At 59.7% G+C, this 16,565-nt stretch carries 12 protein-coding genes; 4 read left to right on the forward strand and 8 right to left on the reverse strand.

Annotated elements, in window-relative coordinates; all coding sequences use genetic code 11:
- Window positions 1–23: 23 nt before the first annotated feature.
- The 7 genes from ACTRWK_RS00940 to ACTRWK_RS00970 all read right to left on the reverse strand — a co-directional run bounded on the left by ACTRWK_RS00940 (window position 24) and on the right by ACTRWK_RS00970 (window position 8,429).
- Complete coding sequence (locus ACTRWK_RS00940) at window positions 24–1,460, reverse strand: UDP-N-acetylmuramoyl-tripeptide--D-alanyl-D-alanine ligase (RefSeq protein WP_289081276.1); 1,437 nt, start codon at window positions 1,458–1,460, stop codon at window positions 24–26.
- Window positions 1,457–2,938 (reverse strand): UDP-N-acetylmuramoyl-L-alanyl-D-glutamate--2,6-diaminopimelate ligase, encoded by a 1,482-nt coding sequence (locus ACTRWK_RS00945; protein WP_289081275.1) that lies wholly within the window; start codon window positions 2,936–2,938, stop codon window positions 1,457–1,459. The genes ACTRWK_RS00940 and ACTRWK_RS00945 overlap by 4 nt, the downstream gene beginning before the upstream one ends.
- Window positions 2,939–2,954: 16 nt before the next feature.
- On the reverse strand, window positions 2,955–4,742 hold the full coding sequence (locus ACTRWK_RS00950; RefSeq protein WP_005854159.1) for a peptidoglycan D,D-transpeptidase FtsI family protein: 1,788 nt from the start codon (window positions 4,740–4,742) through the stop codon (window positions 2,955–2,957).
- Window positions 4,739–5,092, reverse strand: a complete 354-nt coding sequence (gene ftsL / locus ACTRWK_RS00955; protein WP_005854161.1) for a cell division protein FtsL — start codon at window positions 5,090–5,092, stop codon at window positions 4,739–4,741. The genes ACTRWK_RS00950 and ftsL overlap by 4 nt, the downstream gene beginning before the upstream one ends.
- On the reverse strand, window positions 5,089–6,081 hold the full coding sequence (rsmH, locus tag ACTRWK_RS00960) for a 16S rRNA (cytosine(1402)-N(4))-methyltransferase RsmH (protein WP_289081274.1): 993 nt from the start codon (window positions 6,079–6,081) through the stop codon (window positions 5,089–5,091). The genes ftsL and rsmH overlap by 4 nt, the downstream gene beginning before the upstream one ends.
- A gap of 5 nt (window positions 6,082–6,086) precedes the next feature.
- On the reverse strand, window positions 6,087–6,590 hold the full coding sequence (mraZ, locus tag ACTRWK_RS00965; protein ID WP_081781250.1) for a division/cell wall cluster transcriptional repressor MraZ: 504 nt from the start codon (window positions 6,588–6,590) through the stop codon (window positions 6,087–6,089).
- A 768-nt stretch (window positions 6,591–7,358) separates the two neighbouring features.
- Window positions 7,359–8,429 carry an Mrp/NBP35 family ATP-binding protein gene (locus ACTRWK_RS00970; RefSeq protein ID WP_005854165.1) on the reverse strand — a complete coding sequence of 357 codons (1,071 nt, stop codon included), beginning with the start codon at window positions 8,427–8,429 and terminating at the stop codon, window positions 7,359–7,361.
- 514 nt (window positions 8,430–8,943) lie between these two features.
- Here ACTRWK_RS00970 and ACTRWK_RS00975 point away from each other — a divergent pair.
- The gene (locus tag ACTRWK_RS00975) at window positions 8,944–9,156 is read left to right on the forward strand and encodes a DUF1127 domain-containing protein (protein WP_009824940.1); all 213 of its coding nucleotides are present in this window, start codon (window positions 8,944–8,946) and stop codon (window positions 9,154–9,156) included.
- Between the two features lie 220 nt (window positions 9,157–9,376).
- On the opposite strand, the gene ACTRWK_RS00980 is transcribed toward ACTRWK_RS00975, so the two are convergent.
- A complete protein-coding gene (locus ACTRWK_RS00980) occupies window positions 9,377–11,797 on the reverse strand; it encodes an ATP-dependent helicase (RefSeq protein ID WP_462843758.1) in 2,421 nt (806 codons plus the stop codon).
- Window positions 11,798–12,146: 349 nt separating this feature from the next.
- On the opposite strand from ACTRWK_RS00980, the gene ACTRWK_RS00985 reads away from it, so the two are divergent.
- From ACTRWK_RS00985 to ACTRWK_RS00995, 3 genes are all read left to right on the forward strand, one after another.
- On the forward strand, window positions 12,147–15,587 hold the full coding sequence (locus tag ACTRWK_RS00985) for a pyruvate carboxylase (protein ID WP_184581770.1): 3,441 nt from the start codon (window positions 12,147–12,149) through the stop codon (window positions 15,585–15,587).
- 4 nt (window positions 15,588–15,591) lie between these two features.
- Window positions 15,592–15,978, forward strand: a complete 387-nt coding sequence (locus ACTRWK_RS00990; RefSeq protein ID WP_462843759.1) for a VOC family protein — start codon at window positions 15,592–15,594, stop codon at window positions 15,976–15,978.
- Between the two features lie 103 nt (window positions 15,979–16,081).
- A complete protein-coding gene (locus ACTRWK_RS00995) occupies window positions 16,082–16,564 on the forward strand; it encodes a DUF2244 domain-containing protein (RefSeq protein ID WP_462843803.1) in 483 nt (160 codons plus the stop codon).
- Window position 16,565: the final 1 nt, after the last annotated feature.

The raw sequence follows: 16,565 nt of genomic DNA on the forward strand, positions 1-16,565 counted from the left end.
TCCTAACTCAAAATCTTGTGGGCTTAGCCCTGTCGTTCATTCTGGACCGGATGGCCCATTTTGCGGATCGCGTCAACGATCAGCCCTAGTTTCATGGACAAGGAGCCTTTGGCGAGCACAACATCGCCACTGTCCAGATGCGACGAAAGCGCGGGCAGCAGGTCGGCGGCGGTCTCGGCCCATTCCCCGCGTTGATGCGCCGGCAGCAGGTCATAGAGCGACTTCATCAGCGGGCCCACACAGTGGATCACATCCAGCTTTTTGGTGGCGTCGAGATGCGCGAGCCCTGCGTGCAGCGCGATCTCGTCCGGTCCCAGTTCCTTCATGTCGCCCAGATAGGCGATGCGCCGCCCCTTGCTGACGCGGCCGATATCATGGGTCACCTCGGCAGCGGCCAGCACCTCTAGGGCGGCGGCCATCGACGTGGGGTTCGCGTTATAGCTGTCATCAATCAGGTTCAGCGTCAGATGGGTGTCGACCACGTCGAGATGGATGACCTCTCGCACGCCGCGCCCCTTATACGGTGTCCAGCGCCCCAAGGAGGCCGCCGCCAGCGCCAGATCCGCGCCCATGGCCTGTGCAGACGCCAAGGCCCCCAAGGCGTTCATCGCGAAATGCCGCCCCGGCGTTCCGATCTTGAACAGCAGTGGCGTGCCGTCGGCGTCGGCGCGCACGACGGTGGTGTCGCCCTGCACCTGCACGTCCAGCAGTTTGTACTGATAGCCATGCTCGCCAAATTCGACCTCGCGCAGGCGGCGATCCACGGCCTTGGCCATCAGGATCGCGGCGTGTTCGATGTCTGCGTTGATCACCGCCACGCCCCCCGGTTGCAGCCCGTCAAAAACGGCGGCTTTCTCGACCGCGATTTCCGCGACATTGGCAAAGGCTTCCAGATGCACGGCGGCGACGGTGGTGACCATCGCGACATCCGGCTTGGCCATCTGCGCCAGCGGAGAGATCTCTCCGGGGTGGTTCATGCCGATCTCGATCACGGCATATTCCGTATCCGCAGGCATCCGCGCCAGTGTCAGCGGCACACCCCAGTGGTTGTTATAGCTGTCGACAGAGGCATGCGCCCGCCCCTGGTCGGCAAAGATCGCAAGCAGCATTTCCTTGGTCGAGGTCTTGCCGACGCTGCCCGTCACCGCGACGACCTTGGCCTGCGTTCGGGCCCGCGCGGCGGCACCAAGCGCCTCCAGGCCCCTCAGCACATCCTCGACGATCAGCAGCGGGGCATCCTCGGCCACGCCCTCGGGCACATGGGTGACCAGCGCGGCCCCTGCCCCTTTTTCCAGCGCCATGGCGACAAAATCATGCCCGTCGCGCACGTCTTTCAGCGCGACGAACAGATCCCCCGGTGCAAGGGTACGGGTATCAATCGACACGCCGTCACAGGCCCAGTCCCCGATCACGCGGCCACCGGTGGCGCTTTCGGCCTCTTTTGCTGTCCACAAGCTCATGCCAATCTCCCATCCAGCGCCGCGACGGCGACGCTGGCCTGTTCCACATCATCAAAGGGTAGCACATCGTCACCGATGGTCTGTCCGGTTTCATGGCCCTTGCCCGCGATCAGCAGCGCGTCGCCCGTGCCGATGGCGTCGATGCCCCGCAGGATCGCCTCGGCACGGTCGCCCACCTCGGTCGCTTCTGGCGCGCCCTCCATGACGGCGGCACGGATGGTCGCCGGATCTTCGGAGCGCGGGTTGTCGTCGGTCACGAACACCAGATCCGCATGGGCCGCCGCCGCCTGCCCCATGAGCGGACGTTTGGCGCGGTCACGGTCGCCGCCTGCGCCCACGATAGCGACCAGCCGCCCCATGACATGGGGGCGCATCGCTTGCAGAGCGGTGGCGATGGCGTCGGGGGTATGGGCGTAATCCACAAACACCGCCCCGCCATTGTCCCGTGTGGCGGCAAGCTGCATGCGGCCGCGCACGGTGGTCAGATGAGGCAGCGTGTCGAACACATGGGCGGGGTCCGCCCCGCAGGCAATCACCAGCCCCGCCGCGAGCAACACGTTGTCCGCCTGAAACCCGCCAATGAGGTTCAGACGTTTCTGGTAGGTCTTGCCACGATAGCTGAACCGCAGGTCCTGCCCCGTCGCATCAAAGCGCTGGCCGGTCAGATGCAGATCGCCGCCGTCGCGCCCCACGGTGATCACCTCGCAGCCGCGGGCGCGTGCGATGGCGACAATATCGACCCCCTTGGGATCATCGATATTGATCACCGCCGTGCCGTCCTCGGGCAGCACCCGCGAGAACAGTCCGGCCTTGGCGTCGAAATAGGCGTCGAAGGTCTCGTGGTAGTCGAGATGGTCTTGGGTAAAATTCGTGAACCCCGCCGCCTTGAGCGTCACGCCATCCAGCCGTCGCTGGTCCAGCCCGTGGCTCGACGCTTCCATCGCGGCGTGGGTGATGCCGTTGGCAGAGGCCTCGGCAAGGGTGCGGTGCAGGGTGATGGGCTCGGGCGTGGTATGCGCCAGCGGTGCGGTCCATGCGCCTTCGACGCCAGTGGTGCCAAGATTGACAGCCGCCAGCCCCATCTCGATCCAGATTTGCCGCACAAAGGTGCTGACAGAGGTTTTGCCATTGGTGCCGGTGACGGCAATCATCGTCTGCGGCTGCGCGCCGTACCATAGGGCTGCCGCGCGCGACAGCGCCTCGCGGGGGGCATCGGTGACGACAAGGGCGACCTCGGCCTGTGCCAGCGCGTCAGCCGCCAGCGTGGCCCCCTCGGCGTCGGTCAACACCGCCACCGCGCCCATGCGCAGCGCATATTGGATAAACTCGGCCCCATGGACCTTGCTGCCGGGCATGGCGGCGAAGAGGGTGCCGGGCTGGACCTGACGGCTGTCGACGCTGATACCTGCAATGGGCGGGTTGCCCCCCCCTTTCGCGGTCAGACCAAGGGAGGATAACGGGACGGCCTGTGTGCCCATGGGGACGCTCTTTATATTAGTTGCTGCTGGAGAGCGTTATATCAGCGAGGCTGTCCGGTTCAACAGTCGGTCGCAGACCCAGCAGGGGTGCTACGCGACGGACCATTTCCGCGGCCACGGGCACGGCTGTCCAACCGGCCGTGCGGCGCGGTTTGTCGCCCGAGGTCTCGACAGGTTCGTCCAGTGTGACGATCAGCACGTATTTGGGATCATGCGCCGGGAACATGCTGGCAAAGGTCGCGATGACCGTATCCTCAAGATAGCCCCCCCGGGGGCCGGGTTTATCCGCCGTACCGGTCTTGCCGCCGATCTGGTAGCCGGGCACTTCGGCAAAGCTGGCCGTGCCTTCGGTCACCACCGCACGCAACATTGCGCGGGCATCCGCCGCCGCGCGTTCAGACATCACACGCGGGCCGACCACGGGGCCGGATTGCTTGCGCAACGTCGGGGTGACCTTGTGCCCGCCATTGGCGATGGCGGAATAGCCCGCCGCCAGATGCATCGGGCTGGAGGACAGGCCGTGGCCATAGGAGACGGTTACGGTGCTCAGCTCTTGCCAGCGCTGCGGCAGCAAGGGCTTGCCGCCAGAGGCTTCGACGATCTCGAAGGGGGTTGGTTCAAAGAACCCGAGGTTTTTCAGGAATTCCTGCTGACGCTCCGCGCCGATCTCAAGCGCAAGCCGCCCTGTCCCGCGGTTGGAACTGTGCACGATGATCCCTGTCACCGTCTGCTTGCCATAGTTCTTGCCGTGGAATTCGCCGATGCGGAAGCCGCCGACCTTCATCGGGCCAGAGGTGTCGATCACCGTATCCGCAGTGGCAATGCCAAGGTCGATCGCCTGTGCCGCGGTAAAAATCTTGAAGACAGAGCCAAGCTCGTAGACGCCTTGTACCGACCGGTTGAACAGCGGGCTGTCGGACGCATCGCCCGTGACGGCGGCATGGGGCCGGTCGTTAGGGTCGAAAGAGGGCAATGATACGGCACTGATCACCTCGCCCGTGTGCACATCCATCAGGACCGAGGTCGCCCCCTTGGCGTTCATCAGCTTCATGCCGCCATAAAGAATACGCTCGGACGCGGCCTGTACGGTCATGTCGATCGACAGTTCCAGCGGCTTGTTCCCATTGGCCGGATCGCGCAGATAATCGTCAAAGTATTTCTCTGCCCCCGCGACGCCAATCACCTCGGCGGCATGGACGCCCTCGCGGCCATAGCTGGCCCCGCCCATGATATGCGCGGCAAGCGATCCGTTGGGGTAAAGGCGCATATCACGCGGTGCAAACAGCAAGCCCGGCTCGCCGATGTCATGCACGGCCTGCATCTGCTCGGGGCTGATTTTCTTCTTGATCCACAAGAACTTGCGCTTGCCGGTAAAGTCGCGCAGCAGGCGTTCCTCGTTCAGGTCGGGGAACACGGCCATCAGCTTTTTCACGGCCCCCTGCGGGTCGATCATGTGGTGCGGCTGCGCATAAAGCGCATGTGTCTCAAAGTTGGTCGCCAGCAGATTGCCGTTGCGATCCACAATATCGGCGCGGGTGGCCGAGATCACGGAACCCGGGGCCGCCGCGCGCGGCTCTGTCGGGTCGGTGGTCGCCATGACCCCCATACGCGCGCCCACAACGGTGAAGGCGCAGAAGAAGAAGACCCCCAGAACCAGCAAACGCCCCTCGGCGCGCTGCCGCGAGGCGTCGCGCATCTGCTCGTGGCGGATACGCTTGTTCTCGCGCTCGATCGCATCGGGGTTTTCGCCCTTTTGACGGGCTTCAAGAATACGGGCCAGCGGGCGCAGCGGGGTGCGGATCATTCGGGGGCCTCCATCGAGGATACGTCAACGCCGTCGGTGATCTCGAACAGCGGCAGTTCTGGCAGCGGCGGGTAGCTCACCTGATCGATAGATCCGAACTGGTCGGGATGCAGCGGCAAAAGGTTCAGCCGGTCAAAGTTGAGCTCTGCCAGATCGCGCAGACGGTCGGGGCGGTTCTGATAGGCCCATTCCGCCTTGAGCACGGCCAGACGGCTGTAGGCTTCGCGGATTTCATAGCGCAGGTCATCGGCATCACTCAGGGCTTGCTGGGTCGCGTAATTCTCGCGGTAGGCCCAGAAGGCCAGCCCGATCACCGAAAAGGTGGTTAGGATGTAAAGCACGGTTCTCATACGGTTAATCCCCTGACCATAGGCATGCCGAGTGCCTTGGCATCGATGTTGCCCGCAGGCGCATCAGTGCGAATTGCGACGCGCAGCTTGGCCGAGCGGCTGCGCGGGTTCTCTTCCAGCTCTTGCGCATCCGGCCCGATGGCCTTGCGCTTGAGGATCTTGAATTGCGGCGCTTCTGTTTCAATTTCGGGCGCAAAGCGATTGGCGTTGCCCCCTGCCCCCGCACGCGCCGTCAGGAAGCGTTTGACCATACGGTCTTCGACCGAGTGGAAGGTCACAACGGCCAGCTGGCCACCCGGTTTCAACGCGCGTTCCGCCGCCATCAACCCGTTGAACAGCTCGCCATATTCATTGTTCACCGCAATGCGCAGCGCCTGAAAACTGCGGGTCGCGGGATGCGACTGGCCGGGTTTCGAACGCGGCAAACAGCCTTCGACCAAGCCTGCAAGCGCCAGCGTTGTGGTGATCGGGGCCTCTTCGCGGGCACGTACGATCGCTTTGGCGATGCGGCGGCTGGCACGTTCTTCACCGTATTGGAACAGGATATTGGCAATCACCTCTTCCTCGGCCTCGTTGACGATATCCGCCGCCGAGGGGCCGTCCTGGCTCATCCGCATATCAAGCGGCCCGTCACGCATGAAAGAGAACCCGCGCTCTGCCAGATCAAGCTGCATGGAGGACACGCCCAGATCCAACACGATCCCGTCCAGATCCTGCGCATAATCGTCCATCTTGGAAAAGACGCCGCGCTGCATGACGATCCGGTCGCCATAGTCGCCGGCCCAGGCCTGCGCCATTTCAAACGCAAGCGGGTCACGGTCCACCGCCACCACCTGCGCAGCACCCGCGTCCAGCAGGCCACGGGTATAGCCGCCCGCGCCAAAGGTGCCATCCAGCCAACGCCCCGACACAGGGGCCACCGCCGCCAGCAAGGGGCGCAGCAGAACCGGTGTGTGCGGGGCGGAGGGGGTATCGCTGGGTCCGCTCATATCGATCAAGCCTCCGGCTTGCCGTCCAGGAAGGCCATCGGATCAAAGTCTTCTGGCAGATCGTCCAGCCACTCCTCTTCGCGGGCCTTTTCCTCGGTCTCGTAGGTTTCGGGCTTCCAGATCTGGAAGGTATCACCGGCGGCGATAAAGAATGCTTCGTTTTCCAGGTCGATCTTGTTGCGCAGCTTCGCTGGCAGAACCAGGCGGCCCGTTTCATCGACCGATGTGGGAAAGGACTGACCGTGGAACAGGCGCTGCAGCATCTTGCGTTCCATTGACCCGCGCGGCAGCGCGTCGATCTTGTCGTCCACCTCTTCGATGGCCTGCATGGTATAGCATTCAAGATAGCTGCGGCGGCTGTCGCCATAGACGATCACCAGCTCGGGCGTGCCACCGTTTTGCCAATTCGGGTCACCGGCTTCCAACACACGACGAAAAGAGGCTGGGATAGACACCCGCCCCTTCGTATCGACCTTGTGTTGGCTTTCGCCTCTGAACCTGCGGCTCACGTGTTTGTCCCTGCCTGCGACGCTTGTGCGCCCTAAAATCATGCCCCCGGCGGTAGATGTAGAAACGGCGGGCTGATCTGCTGCCACTGATCAACCCGCCGCCCGTCCCGCCTTGGCGGGGAAGTCCGACTGCGCGCGCCACCTGGGGGGATGTCTGCTCGCTCGCGCGCCGGATCTCTTGGTCTGATGAAAGCGAGGTGCCTGTATGAACCTGCTAGAGTTTTATTTGGTCGTTGGGGTCGTTTGGTGCCCCGTGTCTCGTTCTCATCCGATGCACTAGGGATGCCATGGGAATTGATGGGCGTCTATAAGTTTTTTGGGAAATACACACCAAATTTGGTTTTGCACAGGGTTGTAAATCAACATGTGGGGAAGAAATATCGGCCATTTTTAGCCTATGTCGGCTAAATGTTAAATTTAGACACAACATATTGAGGTTAAAAACGCGTGCTGAAATTTCCCACAATTTCCCAACAATTTTAGACCACAGAGTTATCCACAACCTGTGTTCGCGGCTTGTTCCCCGATCGCAACACCAATTGCAACTGTTTTATCGCGCAAACTGAGGATTCCGCGCCTCAGACAGCCATTTTCCGCCGAATCACCTTGCCAATCCGGCAGGGTCCGGCCGGCGATCTCCCATGTTTTCCCATGAGGTTTTCCCATGGGATCCCATATGCACGTCCACACGACGCCGATGAACGCGAAACGCCGCGCAGGGGGCTGCGCGGCGTTGAGTATAGATAGGAGCGTGAAGGAGGTTGCCCCTTAGGCCATCCCACCCTTGATCAAACCTTCGGCGATGCGGGCGTAGGCCTGGGCCATCGGCCCATCCCCCGCGGCCACCGGCGTGCCACCATCGCCCGAAAGCCGGGTATCAAGATCAATGGGTAAACTGCCGAGCAAAGGCACCTCCATCTTCGCGGCTTCGGCTGCAACCCCGCCATGGCCAAAGATTTCATGTTCGGACCCACAATCAGGACAGACAAACAGCGACATATTCTCGATCAATCCCAACACGGGCGTCTTCAACGTATTGAACATATCAATCGCCTTGCGCGCATCGATCAGCGCCACGTCCTGCGGCGTTGACACCACGATCGCGCCGGACAATTCGGATTTGGTACATAGTGTCAGCTGCACATCGCCCGTGCCCGGCGGCAGATCGACAAGCAACACATCCAGCTCGCCCCACTCTACCTGCCCCAGCATCTGCTGCAGCGCGCCCATCAACATCGGGCCACGCCAGACCACCGCCTTCCCCTCCTCCATCATAAAACCGATGGACATCAGGGTCACACCATGGGCGTGCAGCGGGATGATCGTCTTCCCATCCGGCGAGGCGGGCCGCTTGTTCACCCCCATCATACGCGGCTGACTGGGACCATATATATCGGCATCCAGCAAACCGACCTTGCGACCTGCTCGCGCCAGCGCCACGGCGAGGTTCGAGCTCACGGTCGACTTGCCCACGCCCCCCTTGCCCGACCCAATGGCGAGAATGCGCTGCACGCCAGCCGGTTTCATCGGGCCATCCTGCGCCTTCGGGTGCCCTCCAATCTTGAGGCTTGGGGCCGATTGCTTTGGCGCGGGGCCATGGGCCGTCAGGGCGACTGTTACGCTGCCAACACCATCAACCTCGCGCACCACGGCCTCTGCCGCGTCGCGCAGCGGGGCCATCTGCGCGGCGACCTGCGCATTGGGGGCTTCTATTACAAAGCGCACCACATCGCCCTCGACCGTCAAAGCGCGGATCAGATCGTGATCAAGGATAGATTTCCCATCCGGCAGCATCACCCGGGCCAGAGCAGATTCGACGTCGGATTTAGAGAGCGGCATGACATATTCCTTTCGAGACTGCTTTTGACATGGCAGTTTCTGGCCAAATCGCAACCCTACGTTCGCATGCCGCACAGCACCAAGGCAAAACGAACATTTAGCGCCCAAAAATTACGCAAAACCCCTATGTTTTCGCTGCATGGCAGCAATGCACAATTTGAGAATTGTGCAAACGCAGCAAATAGGTCAAAAAGGTTTCAGGAACGCAGACACTGCGAGCCAAGAATAAGACCAAACTCATCCATCCTCCTCCCGGATGTGTTTGTTTTCGGCGGCGATACCCTCCTCCTCCCTGGTATCGTCGCCATTTTTTTTCATACAATTCCTCCTGACTGCTAAAGCGCTTGCGCTAGGGTTATTTTGTTCCCGATCAAGACGTTACGTCACCTTTTGCCCATGCATTTTCTGCATAGCAGCATTGACGATCTGACTATTGTGCAGATGCAGCATTTTACTACATAACCAACACAAGACGAATGATAACGAACACAGACGAAACAAGACGAGGTATCCGATGGCCTACTTGAACGCTACAACCGCACCGACCCTGGCAGACCGCTTTGCCGCGCTGATGTCCGCACTCGAGACTCGCCGCAAGCAACGCCGCGTATACCGCTCCACTTTTAACGAGCTGAGCTCCTTGTCCAACCGCGAGCTGAACGATCTGGGCATGGGCCGCTCGCAAATCCGCGGCATCGCGCTGGAAACAGCACGCAACGCTGCATAGATCATACTGGATCGGGCACACGCACCCTCCCTGTTGTGTGCCTGTAGAAAGCTTCGGGTCTCCTCCTCCTCCCTGAGACCGGCGGCTTTCATAAACGTCCCCTTCCCCCTTTCCTCCCGATTGGATTGGGGACGTAGATAAAGACGGCGGTGCTTTCCTCCCAAAGCACCGCCGTTCTTGCATCTAATTCTTGATATTTCGTAAAACTCATGACGCCCGTTCAGAACGGAACGTCATCCGATGCGCTCAGATAGCGCGACACGACCTTCTTGACCCCGGCCTTGTCAAAGCTGATCTCAAGCTTATCCCCTTCGATTCCAACAACTTCGCCATAGCCAAATTTCTGGTGGAACACCCGTTCTCCCATCGCAAAACTGCTGACGGCGGACATGTCGATTGTCACATTTCGGGCTTCCGAAGGCTGGCTCACGCTGCGCGCTTGGCTGCGCGTCTGCAATCTGCGCCACCCCGGAGAATTATATACATTCGCTTCAGCGGCTTTTTCATGCAGATTCGATTTGGGCATCGCTGCGCCATACCCGCCACCATACAGCCCCGGCGGGGTCAGCACATCCACATGGGCTTCGGGGAGTTCGTCGATAAACCGTGACGGCATGGCGCTTTGCCACTGACCAAACACGCGGCGGTTGGCCGCAAAAGAGATCGTGCAAAGCTGCTCGGCCCGTGTGATTCCGACATAGGCAAGCCGCCGCTCTTCCTCTAGCCCCTTCAGGCCGGATTCGTCCATCGATCGCTGCGACGGAAACAGCCCATCCTCCCAGCCGGGAAGAAACACCGCCGGAAACTCAAGCCCCTTGGCCGCGTGCAACGTCATGATCGACACTTTGGCGCCACCATCGTCGCTTTCATTATCCATGATCAAGCTGACGTGTTCCAGAAAACCTTGAAGATTCTCGAACTGCTCCAACGCTTTAACCAGCTCCTTCAGGTTCTCAAGCCGCCCCGGAGCTTCCGGCGTTTTGTCGTTCTGCCAAAAACCAGTATATCCGCTTTCATCCAAAATAATCTGCGCCAATTCCACATGGCTGACCTCGGGCGGGCCATATTCCTCGTGAAACAGCGGCGCACCTTCATCGATGACGCTATCGTCATCAACCACAGTCTGTAGGCGCGGGCCCCGCGCCAGTTCGGACCAGCGCTGAATCCCGTCGATGAGCAGACGCAACTGCGCCGCCCCACGACCGCCAATCCCGCCATTCGCCAATAGGATCCGCGCCCCCTCCACCAGGTTCACACCGTTTTCGCGCGCGGTTTTCTGTATATTTTGTTGCGCTTTATCGCCTAAACCACGCTTGGGCGTGTTCACGATTCTCTCAAAAGAAAGATCGTCATCAAGCGAGGTAACCACCCTGAAATAGGCCATGGCGTCGCGAATTTCTAACCGTTCATAGAAACGCGGTCCACCGATCACGCGGTACGGTAGGCCAATGGTCAGGAATCGATCCTCGAACGCGCGCATCTGGTGTGATGCCCGTACAAGAATCGCCATATCGTCCAATGTGTATGGATCAAGCTCGCGTGTGCCGCGCTGCAACGCTTCAATTTCGTCGCCGATCCAGCGCGCCTCTTCCTCGCCATCCCAATGGCCGATGAGACGCAGCTTTTCACCCTCACGGGATTCCGTCCACAAAGTCTTGCCCAAACGCCCCTCGTTTCCTGCGATCACGCCCGAAGCGGCCGCCAGGATGTGCGGTGTTGACCGGTAATTCTGTTCCAAGCGCACCACATGGGCGCCGGGAAAATCTTTTTCGAACCGCAGGATATTGCCAACCTCGGCCCCTCGCCATCCGTAGATCGACTGGTCGTCATCCCCGACACAGCAGATATTCTTGTGGCCAGAAGCCAGCAGACGGAGCCACAAATACTGCGCCACGTTGGTATCCTGATACTCATCCACCAGAATATATTTGAACCACCGCTGATATTGCCCCAACACGTCTTCGTGCTGCTGGAAGATGGTGACCATATGCAGCAGCAAATCACCGAAGTCGCAGGCGTTCAGATCTTTAAGCCGCGCTTGATACTGCGCATAGAGCTCCGCCCCGCGGTGGTTATAGGCCCCCGCATCGGCCGTAGGAATTTTGTCGGGCGTCAATGCGCGGTTTTTCCAGCCATCAATAACGCCTGACAGCAAACGCGCGGGCCAACGTTTGTCATCAATCCCTTCGGCTTTGATCAATTGCTTGAGCAGGCGCAGCTGGTCATCCGTGTCCAGAATGGTGAAGTTCGACTTTAGCCCGACCAATTCAGCATGGCGGCGCAACAGCTTGACGCAAATCGCATGAAACGTACCCAGCCAAGGCATCCCTTCAATGTTCTGCCCCAGCATATGCCCCACACGGTTTTTCATCTCGCGCGCGGCCTTATTGGTGAAGGTTACCGCGAGAATCTCGTTCGGGCGGGCGCGCCCGGTGTTCATCAGATGCACGATCCGCGCCGTCAAAGCCTTGGTCTTGCCCGTGCCTGCCCCCGCGAGCATCAAGACAGGGCCATCCATCTGCTCCACCGCGGCACGCTGGGCCGGATTCAGCCCATCAAGATAGGGTTGCGGACGCGCAGCCATAGCGCGCGATGATAGGGAAGCGCCCTCAAAGGCGGCCATTTCGTCGAAATCACTCATGCGGCCAATCTATCCTGCGCACGCACCAAATAAAAGACACGTTCGCAAAATGTTCCCGCCGCATTTTCTATAAAGCGGCGGCGGTTTGCTAGCCGTCTAGCGTCAAAGCCGCAGGAATTATTGCTATCTGTTCCTCCTTATTACTCATGTCATTGCATAGGTACGATCGCGCCCTCGACTCGGCGTAGCACCCCATCTCTTTCCAAATGGTTAAAAATCCCCCGCGGAGCGCAAAAAAACTTCTACTTGCACACCGTGTCAAACAGACGCAACAATGCCGCAGCGCAGCGTTAGCGCGTGCTCTAGACGCTTGAAAAGTAAGATTTCTCGCCAGCAGGAAGGCCTAGCTATGACCGACTTTAAGAAAATTCTAATCGCAAACCGCGGCGAGATCGCCATTCGAATTATGCGCGCGGCCAACGAGATGGGAAAAAAGACGGTCGCCGTTTTCGCAGAGGAAGATAAGCTGGGCCTACACCGTTTCAAGGCCGATGAAGCCTATCGGATCGGGGCCGGTTTGGGGCCTGTCGCCGCCTATTTGAGCATCGATGAAATCATCCGCGTGGCCAAAGCCTCGGGCGCGGATGCGATCCACCCGGGCTATGGGCTACTGTCAGAAAATCCCGATTTTGTAGATGCTTGCGCGCAGAACGGCATTACTTTTATCGGGCCGCGTGCGGAAACAATGCGCGCCTTGGGCGACAAGGCCAGCGCGCGACGCGTAGCGATGGAGGCCGGCGTGCCGGTCGTCCCCGCGACAGACGTTCTAGGCGATGATATGGAGGTCGTCCGTAAGCAGGCCGCAGAGGTTGGCTACCCGCTGATGCTCAAGGCCTCCTGGGGCGGCGGGGGTCGTGGCATGCGCCCCATCGCGAATGAAGAAGAACTTAAAGAAAAAGTGATGGAAGGCCGGCGCGAGGCAGAAGCGGCCTTTGGCAATGGCGAAGGCTATCTGGAAAAGATGATCCTGAAGGCGCGCCATGTCGAGGTGCAGATTTTGGGCGACAGCCACGGCGAAATCTACCATCTATTTGAAAGAGACTGTTCCGTTCAGCGTCGCAACCAAAAGGTCGTCGAACGCGCACCTGCCCCCTATCTTACCGAAGAACAACGCGCCGAGATTTGCGAATTGGGCCGGAAAATCTGTGCACATGTTAACTATGAATGTGCCGGTACGGTCGAATTCCTGATGGATATGGACGACGGCAAGTTTTATTTTATCGAGGTAAATCCAAGGGTTCAGGTCGAACACACGGTCACCGAAGAGGTCACCGGCATCGATATCGTCCAGGCGCAAATCTTAATTGCCGAAGGCAAGACCATCGCCGAGGCGACGGGCAAGGCCTCGCAGGCAGATGTGCAGCTGAACGGCCATGCGTTGCAAACTCGGATTACCACCGAAGACCCCCAAAACAACTTCATTCCTGATTATGGCCGCATCACCGCCTTTCGTGAGGCCACCGGCATGGGCATCCGCTTGGACGGCGGTACCGCCTATTCAGGTGGGGTGATCACGCGCTATTATGACAGTCTTTTGGTCAAGGTGACGGCGAAAGCTCAAACGCCGGAGCAAGCGATCGCCCGCATGGACCGCGCCCTGCGAGAGTTCCGAATCCGGGGCGTGTCGACAAACATCGCCTTTGTCGAAAATTTGCTGAAACACCCGACCTTCCTCGATAATAGCTACCACACCAAATTTATCGACCAGACACCCGAGCTTTTTACCTTTGAAAAGCGCCGCGATCGGGCGACCAAAGTATTAACATATATCGCTGATATTACGGTGAACGGGCACCCTGAAACCAAGGGGTTCGACCGCCCTGCGGCGGCCGTCCGCGCGCCGCAGCCGCCCGCCGCCCGAGCCGAGCCGATGATGGGCACTCGTAACTTGCTTGAACAAAAAGGGCCGCAGGCTGTTGCCGATTGGATGGGGCAACAGCGGCAGCTGTTGATCACCGACACCACCATGCGTGACGGCCATCAGTCATTGCTTGCGACGCGGATGCGCAGCCATGACATGATCAAGGTTGCCCCGGCCTATGCTGCTAATCTTCCACAGCTTTTCTCGATGGAGTGCTGGGGCGGTGCGACTTTTGATGTGGCCTACCGGTTCTTGCAAGAATGTCCGTGGCAACGCCTGCGCGACCTACGCGCTGCCCTGCCAAACGTGATGACGCAAATGCTGCTGCGCGGGTCGAATGGCGTGGGCTATACCAATTATCCGGACAATGTGGTGCAAGAATTCGTCCGCGTGGCCGCGACCGAGGGTGTCGATGTTTTCCGCGTGTTTGACAGCCTGAACTGGGTTGAAAACATGCGTGTCGCCATGGATGCGGTGATTGAAAACGGTAAGATTTGCGAAGGTACCGTTTGCTATACCGGCGACATTTTTGATCCGGACCGATCGAAATACGACCTGAAATATTATGTTGCTATGGGCAAGGAGCTAAAAGCGGCCGGTGCCCATGTTCTGGGCCTGAAAGACATGGCCGGCGTGCTCAAGCCGAATGCAGCCAAAGTATTGATCAAAGCGCTGAAATCCGAAGTCGGCCTGCCGATCCATTTCCATACGCATGACACCGCAGGCACGGCGACCGCGACGATCATGGCAGCCTCCGAGGCAGGCGTGGACGCGGTAGATTGCGCCATGGACGCGCTATCGGGCAACACGTCTCAGGCGACGCTCGGGTCCGTGGTCGAAGCGCTGAAACACACGGATCGCGACACGGGCCTGTCGATGGACGCGGTGCGCGAAATCTCTAACTACTGGGAAGACGTGCGTGGCGAATATGCCGCGTTCGAGACCGGCATGCAGGCCCCTTCCTCCGAAGTCTATCTGCACGAGATGCCCGGCGGGCAGTTCACCAACCTCAAGGCGCAGGCCGCGTCGATGGGGCTGGATGATCGTTGGCCCGAGGTCGCCAAGACCTATGCCGAGGTGAACCAGATGTTTGGTGATATCGTCAAGGTGACGCCGTCGTCCAAAGTGGTCGGCGACATGGCTCTGATGATGGTATCCCAAGGGTTAACCCGCGCGCAGGTCGAAGACCCGAAGGCGGAAATGTCCTTTCCTGACAGCGTGATCGACATGATGCGCGGCAATCTAGGCCAGCCTCCGGGCGGGTTCCCTGACGCGATTGTCGACAAAATCCTGAAAGGCGAAAAACCGAACACGGAACGCCCCGGTGCCCATTTGCCCCCTGCCGATCTTGAAGCGACACGCAAGGAATTGCGCGACCTTCTGGAAGGGGCTCAGGTTGAAGACGATGACCTGTCAGGGTACCTGATGTACCCCAAGGTTTTCCTGGATTACATGGGTCGTCACCGGACCTATGGCCCTGTCCGTGTATTGCCGACCCGCACCTTTTTCTACGGGATGGAACCGGGCGAAGAGATCACCGCGGAAATCGACCCGGGCAAGACGCTGGAAATTCGTCTGCAAGCCTTGAGCGAGACCAATGAAGACGGCGACGTTAAGGTCTTTTTTGAACTGAATGGCCAGCCGCGCGTGGTGCGCGTGCCCAACCGGATGGTCAAAGCGACGACCGCACAACGTCCCAAGGCCGAGATCGGCAACGTCAATCACATCGGAGCGCCGATGCCGGGGGTTGTTGCCTCGGTCGGGGCGACGGTGGGTCAAAAGGTCAAATCCGGCGACCTGCTTCTGACCATCGAGGCGATGAAAATGGAAACCGGTATCCACGCGGACCGCGATGCTGTGGTCAAAGCGGTTCATGTCACGCCGGGTGGCCAGATCGACGCCAAGGATCTGCTGGTCGAGTTGGAGTGATCCCATGCGCCTTTCTGCTCTGACCCTGATCGTTCCAAGCTACGACGAAGGAATATCCTTTTACTGTGGCACGATGGGGTTCGAGCTGACACAGGACGAGGACCAGGGGCATAAACGCTGGGTGCGCGTCACCCCTTCGGGTGGCGGCACCGGCTTTATCCTCGCCGAACCGGGCGACGATGTTCAACGTGCCGCGATCGGGAACCAAGGTGCGGGCCGGGTCTGGTTGTTTCTAGAGACCGAGGATTTTGCCCGCGACCATGCCCGACTTTTGGCTGGCGGCGTGATATTCGAAGAAGCCCCCCGCCATGAACCCTATGGCACTGTCGCCGTGTTCCGCGACGTTTTCGGCCATCGCTGGGATCTGATTGAACCGCGCACGACCCCCTAGAAAAAACATCGGCCCTGACACTTGGGGCCGGATGCATTCTGCCGCATTGATCAGGCCCGTTCTGCTGCTACGTTCAGGCTTGGTACGACAGATGGACACCCCCATGCCATATGAATGGAAAACACGACCCGACGCCCCGACGCAGGTTCTTTGCCTGCGGCCGCACCAATCCCTGCCGGCAAAGGGATTCGCCAGTTTTATCCTTATCACGTTCGTCCTAATTCTGATCCCCGTTCTGCCACTGTTGGGGACTGTTTTGCTGTGGGGGCTTCTTCCTTTCATGCTGGCCGCCGTCGCGGCGATGTATTGGGCGCTACAGCGCAACCATAAGGCCAGACAGATTGAAGAAGTGTTTACGCTCGACCACAATACAGCACATTTATCCCATCGCACCGCGCGCGGAGAGGTCAAAGAATGGCAGTGCAACCGGCATTGGGCCGTCGTGACGAAATATGAAAAAGACGGCCCCGTACCCCATTACGTGACCCTGCGCGGCATGGGCCGCGAGGTCGAAATCGGGACCTTCCTGAGCGAAGAAGAACGGATCGCCCTTTATGACGAGCTGAACCGTTCGCTGATGCGCTGAG

It is taken from the genome of Sulfitobacter sp. G5_S2_6_S6, from assembly GCF_054968505.1.

Coding starts and splice junctions, on each gene's coding strand:
- ACTRWK_RS00940 (WP_289081276.1), bottom strand. CDS start 1,460: ATGAGCTTGTGGACAGCAAAAGAGGCCGAAAGCGCCACCGGTGGCCGC.
- ACTRWK_RS00945 (WP_289081275.1), bottom strand. CDS start 2,938: ATGGGCACACAGGCCGTCCCGTTATCCTCCCTTGGTCTGACCGCGAAA.
- ACTRWK_RS00950 (WP_005854159.1), bottom strand. CDS start 4,742: ATGATCCGCACCCCGCTGCGCCCGCTGGCCCGTATTCTTGAAGCCCGT.
- ftsL (WP_005854161.1), bottom strand. CDS start 5,092: ATGAGAACCGTGCTTTACATCCTAACCACCTTTTCGGTGATCGGGCTG.
- rsmH (WP_289081274.1), bottom strand. CDS start 6,081: ATGAGCGGACCCAGCGATACCCCCTCCGCCCCGCACACACCGGTTCTG.
- ACTRWK_RS00970 (WP_005854165.1), bottom strand. CDS start 8,429: ATGCCGCTCTCTAAATCCGACGTCGAATCTGCTCTGGCCCGGGTGATG.
- ACTRWK_RS00975 (WP_009824940.1), top strand. CDS start 8,944: ATGGCCTACTTGAACGCTACAACCGCACCGACCCTGGCAGACCGCTTT.
- ACTRWK_RS00980 (WP_462843758.1), bottom strand. CDS start 11,797: ATGAGTGATTTCGACGAAATGGCCGCCTTTGAGGGCGCTTCCCTATCA.
- ACTRWK_RS00985 (WP_184581770.1), top strand. CDS start 12,147: ATGACCGACTTTAAGAAAATTCTAATCGCAAACCGCGGCGAGATCGCC.
- ACTRWK_RS00990 (WP_462843759.1), top strand. CDS start 15,592: ATGCGCCTTTCTGCTCTGACCCTGATCGTTCCAAGCTACGACGAAGGA.
- ACTRWK_RS00995 (WP_462843803.1), top strand. CDS start 16,082: ATGCCATATGAATGGAAAACACGACCCGACGCCCCGACGCAGGTTCTT.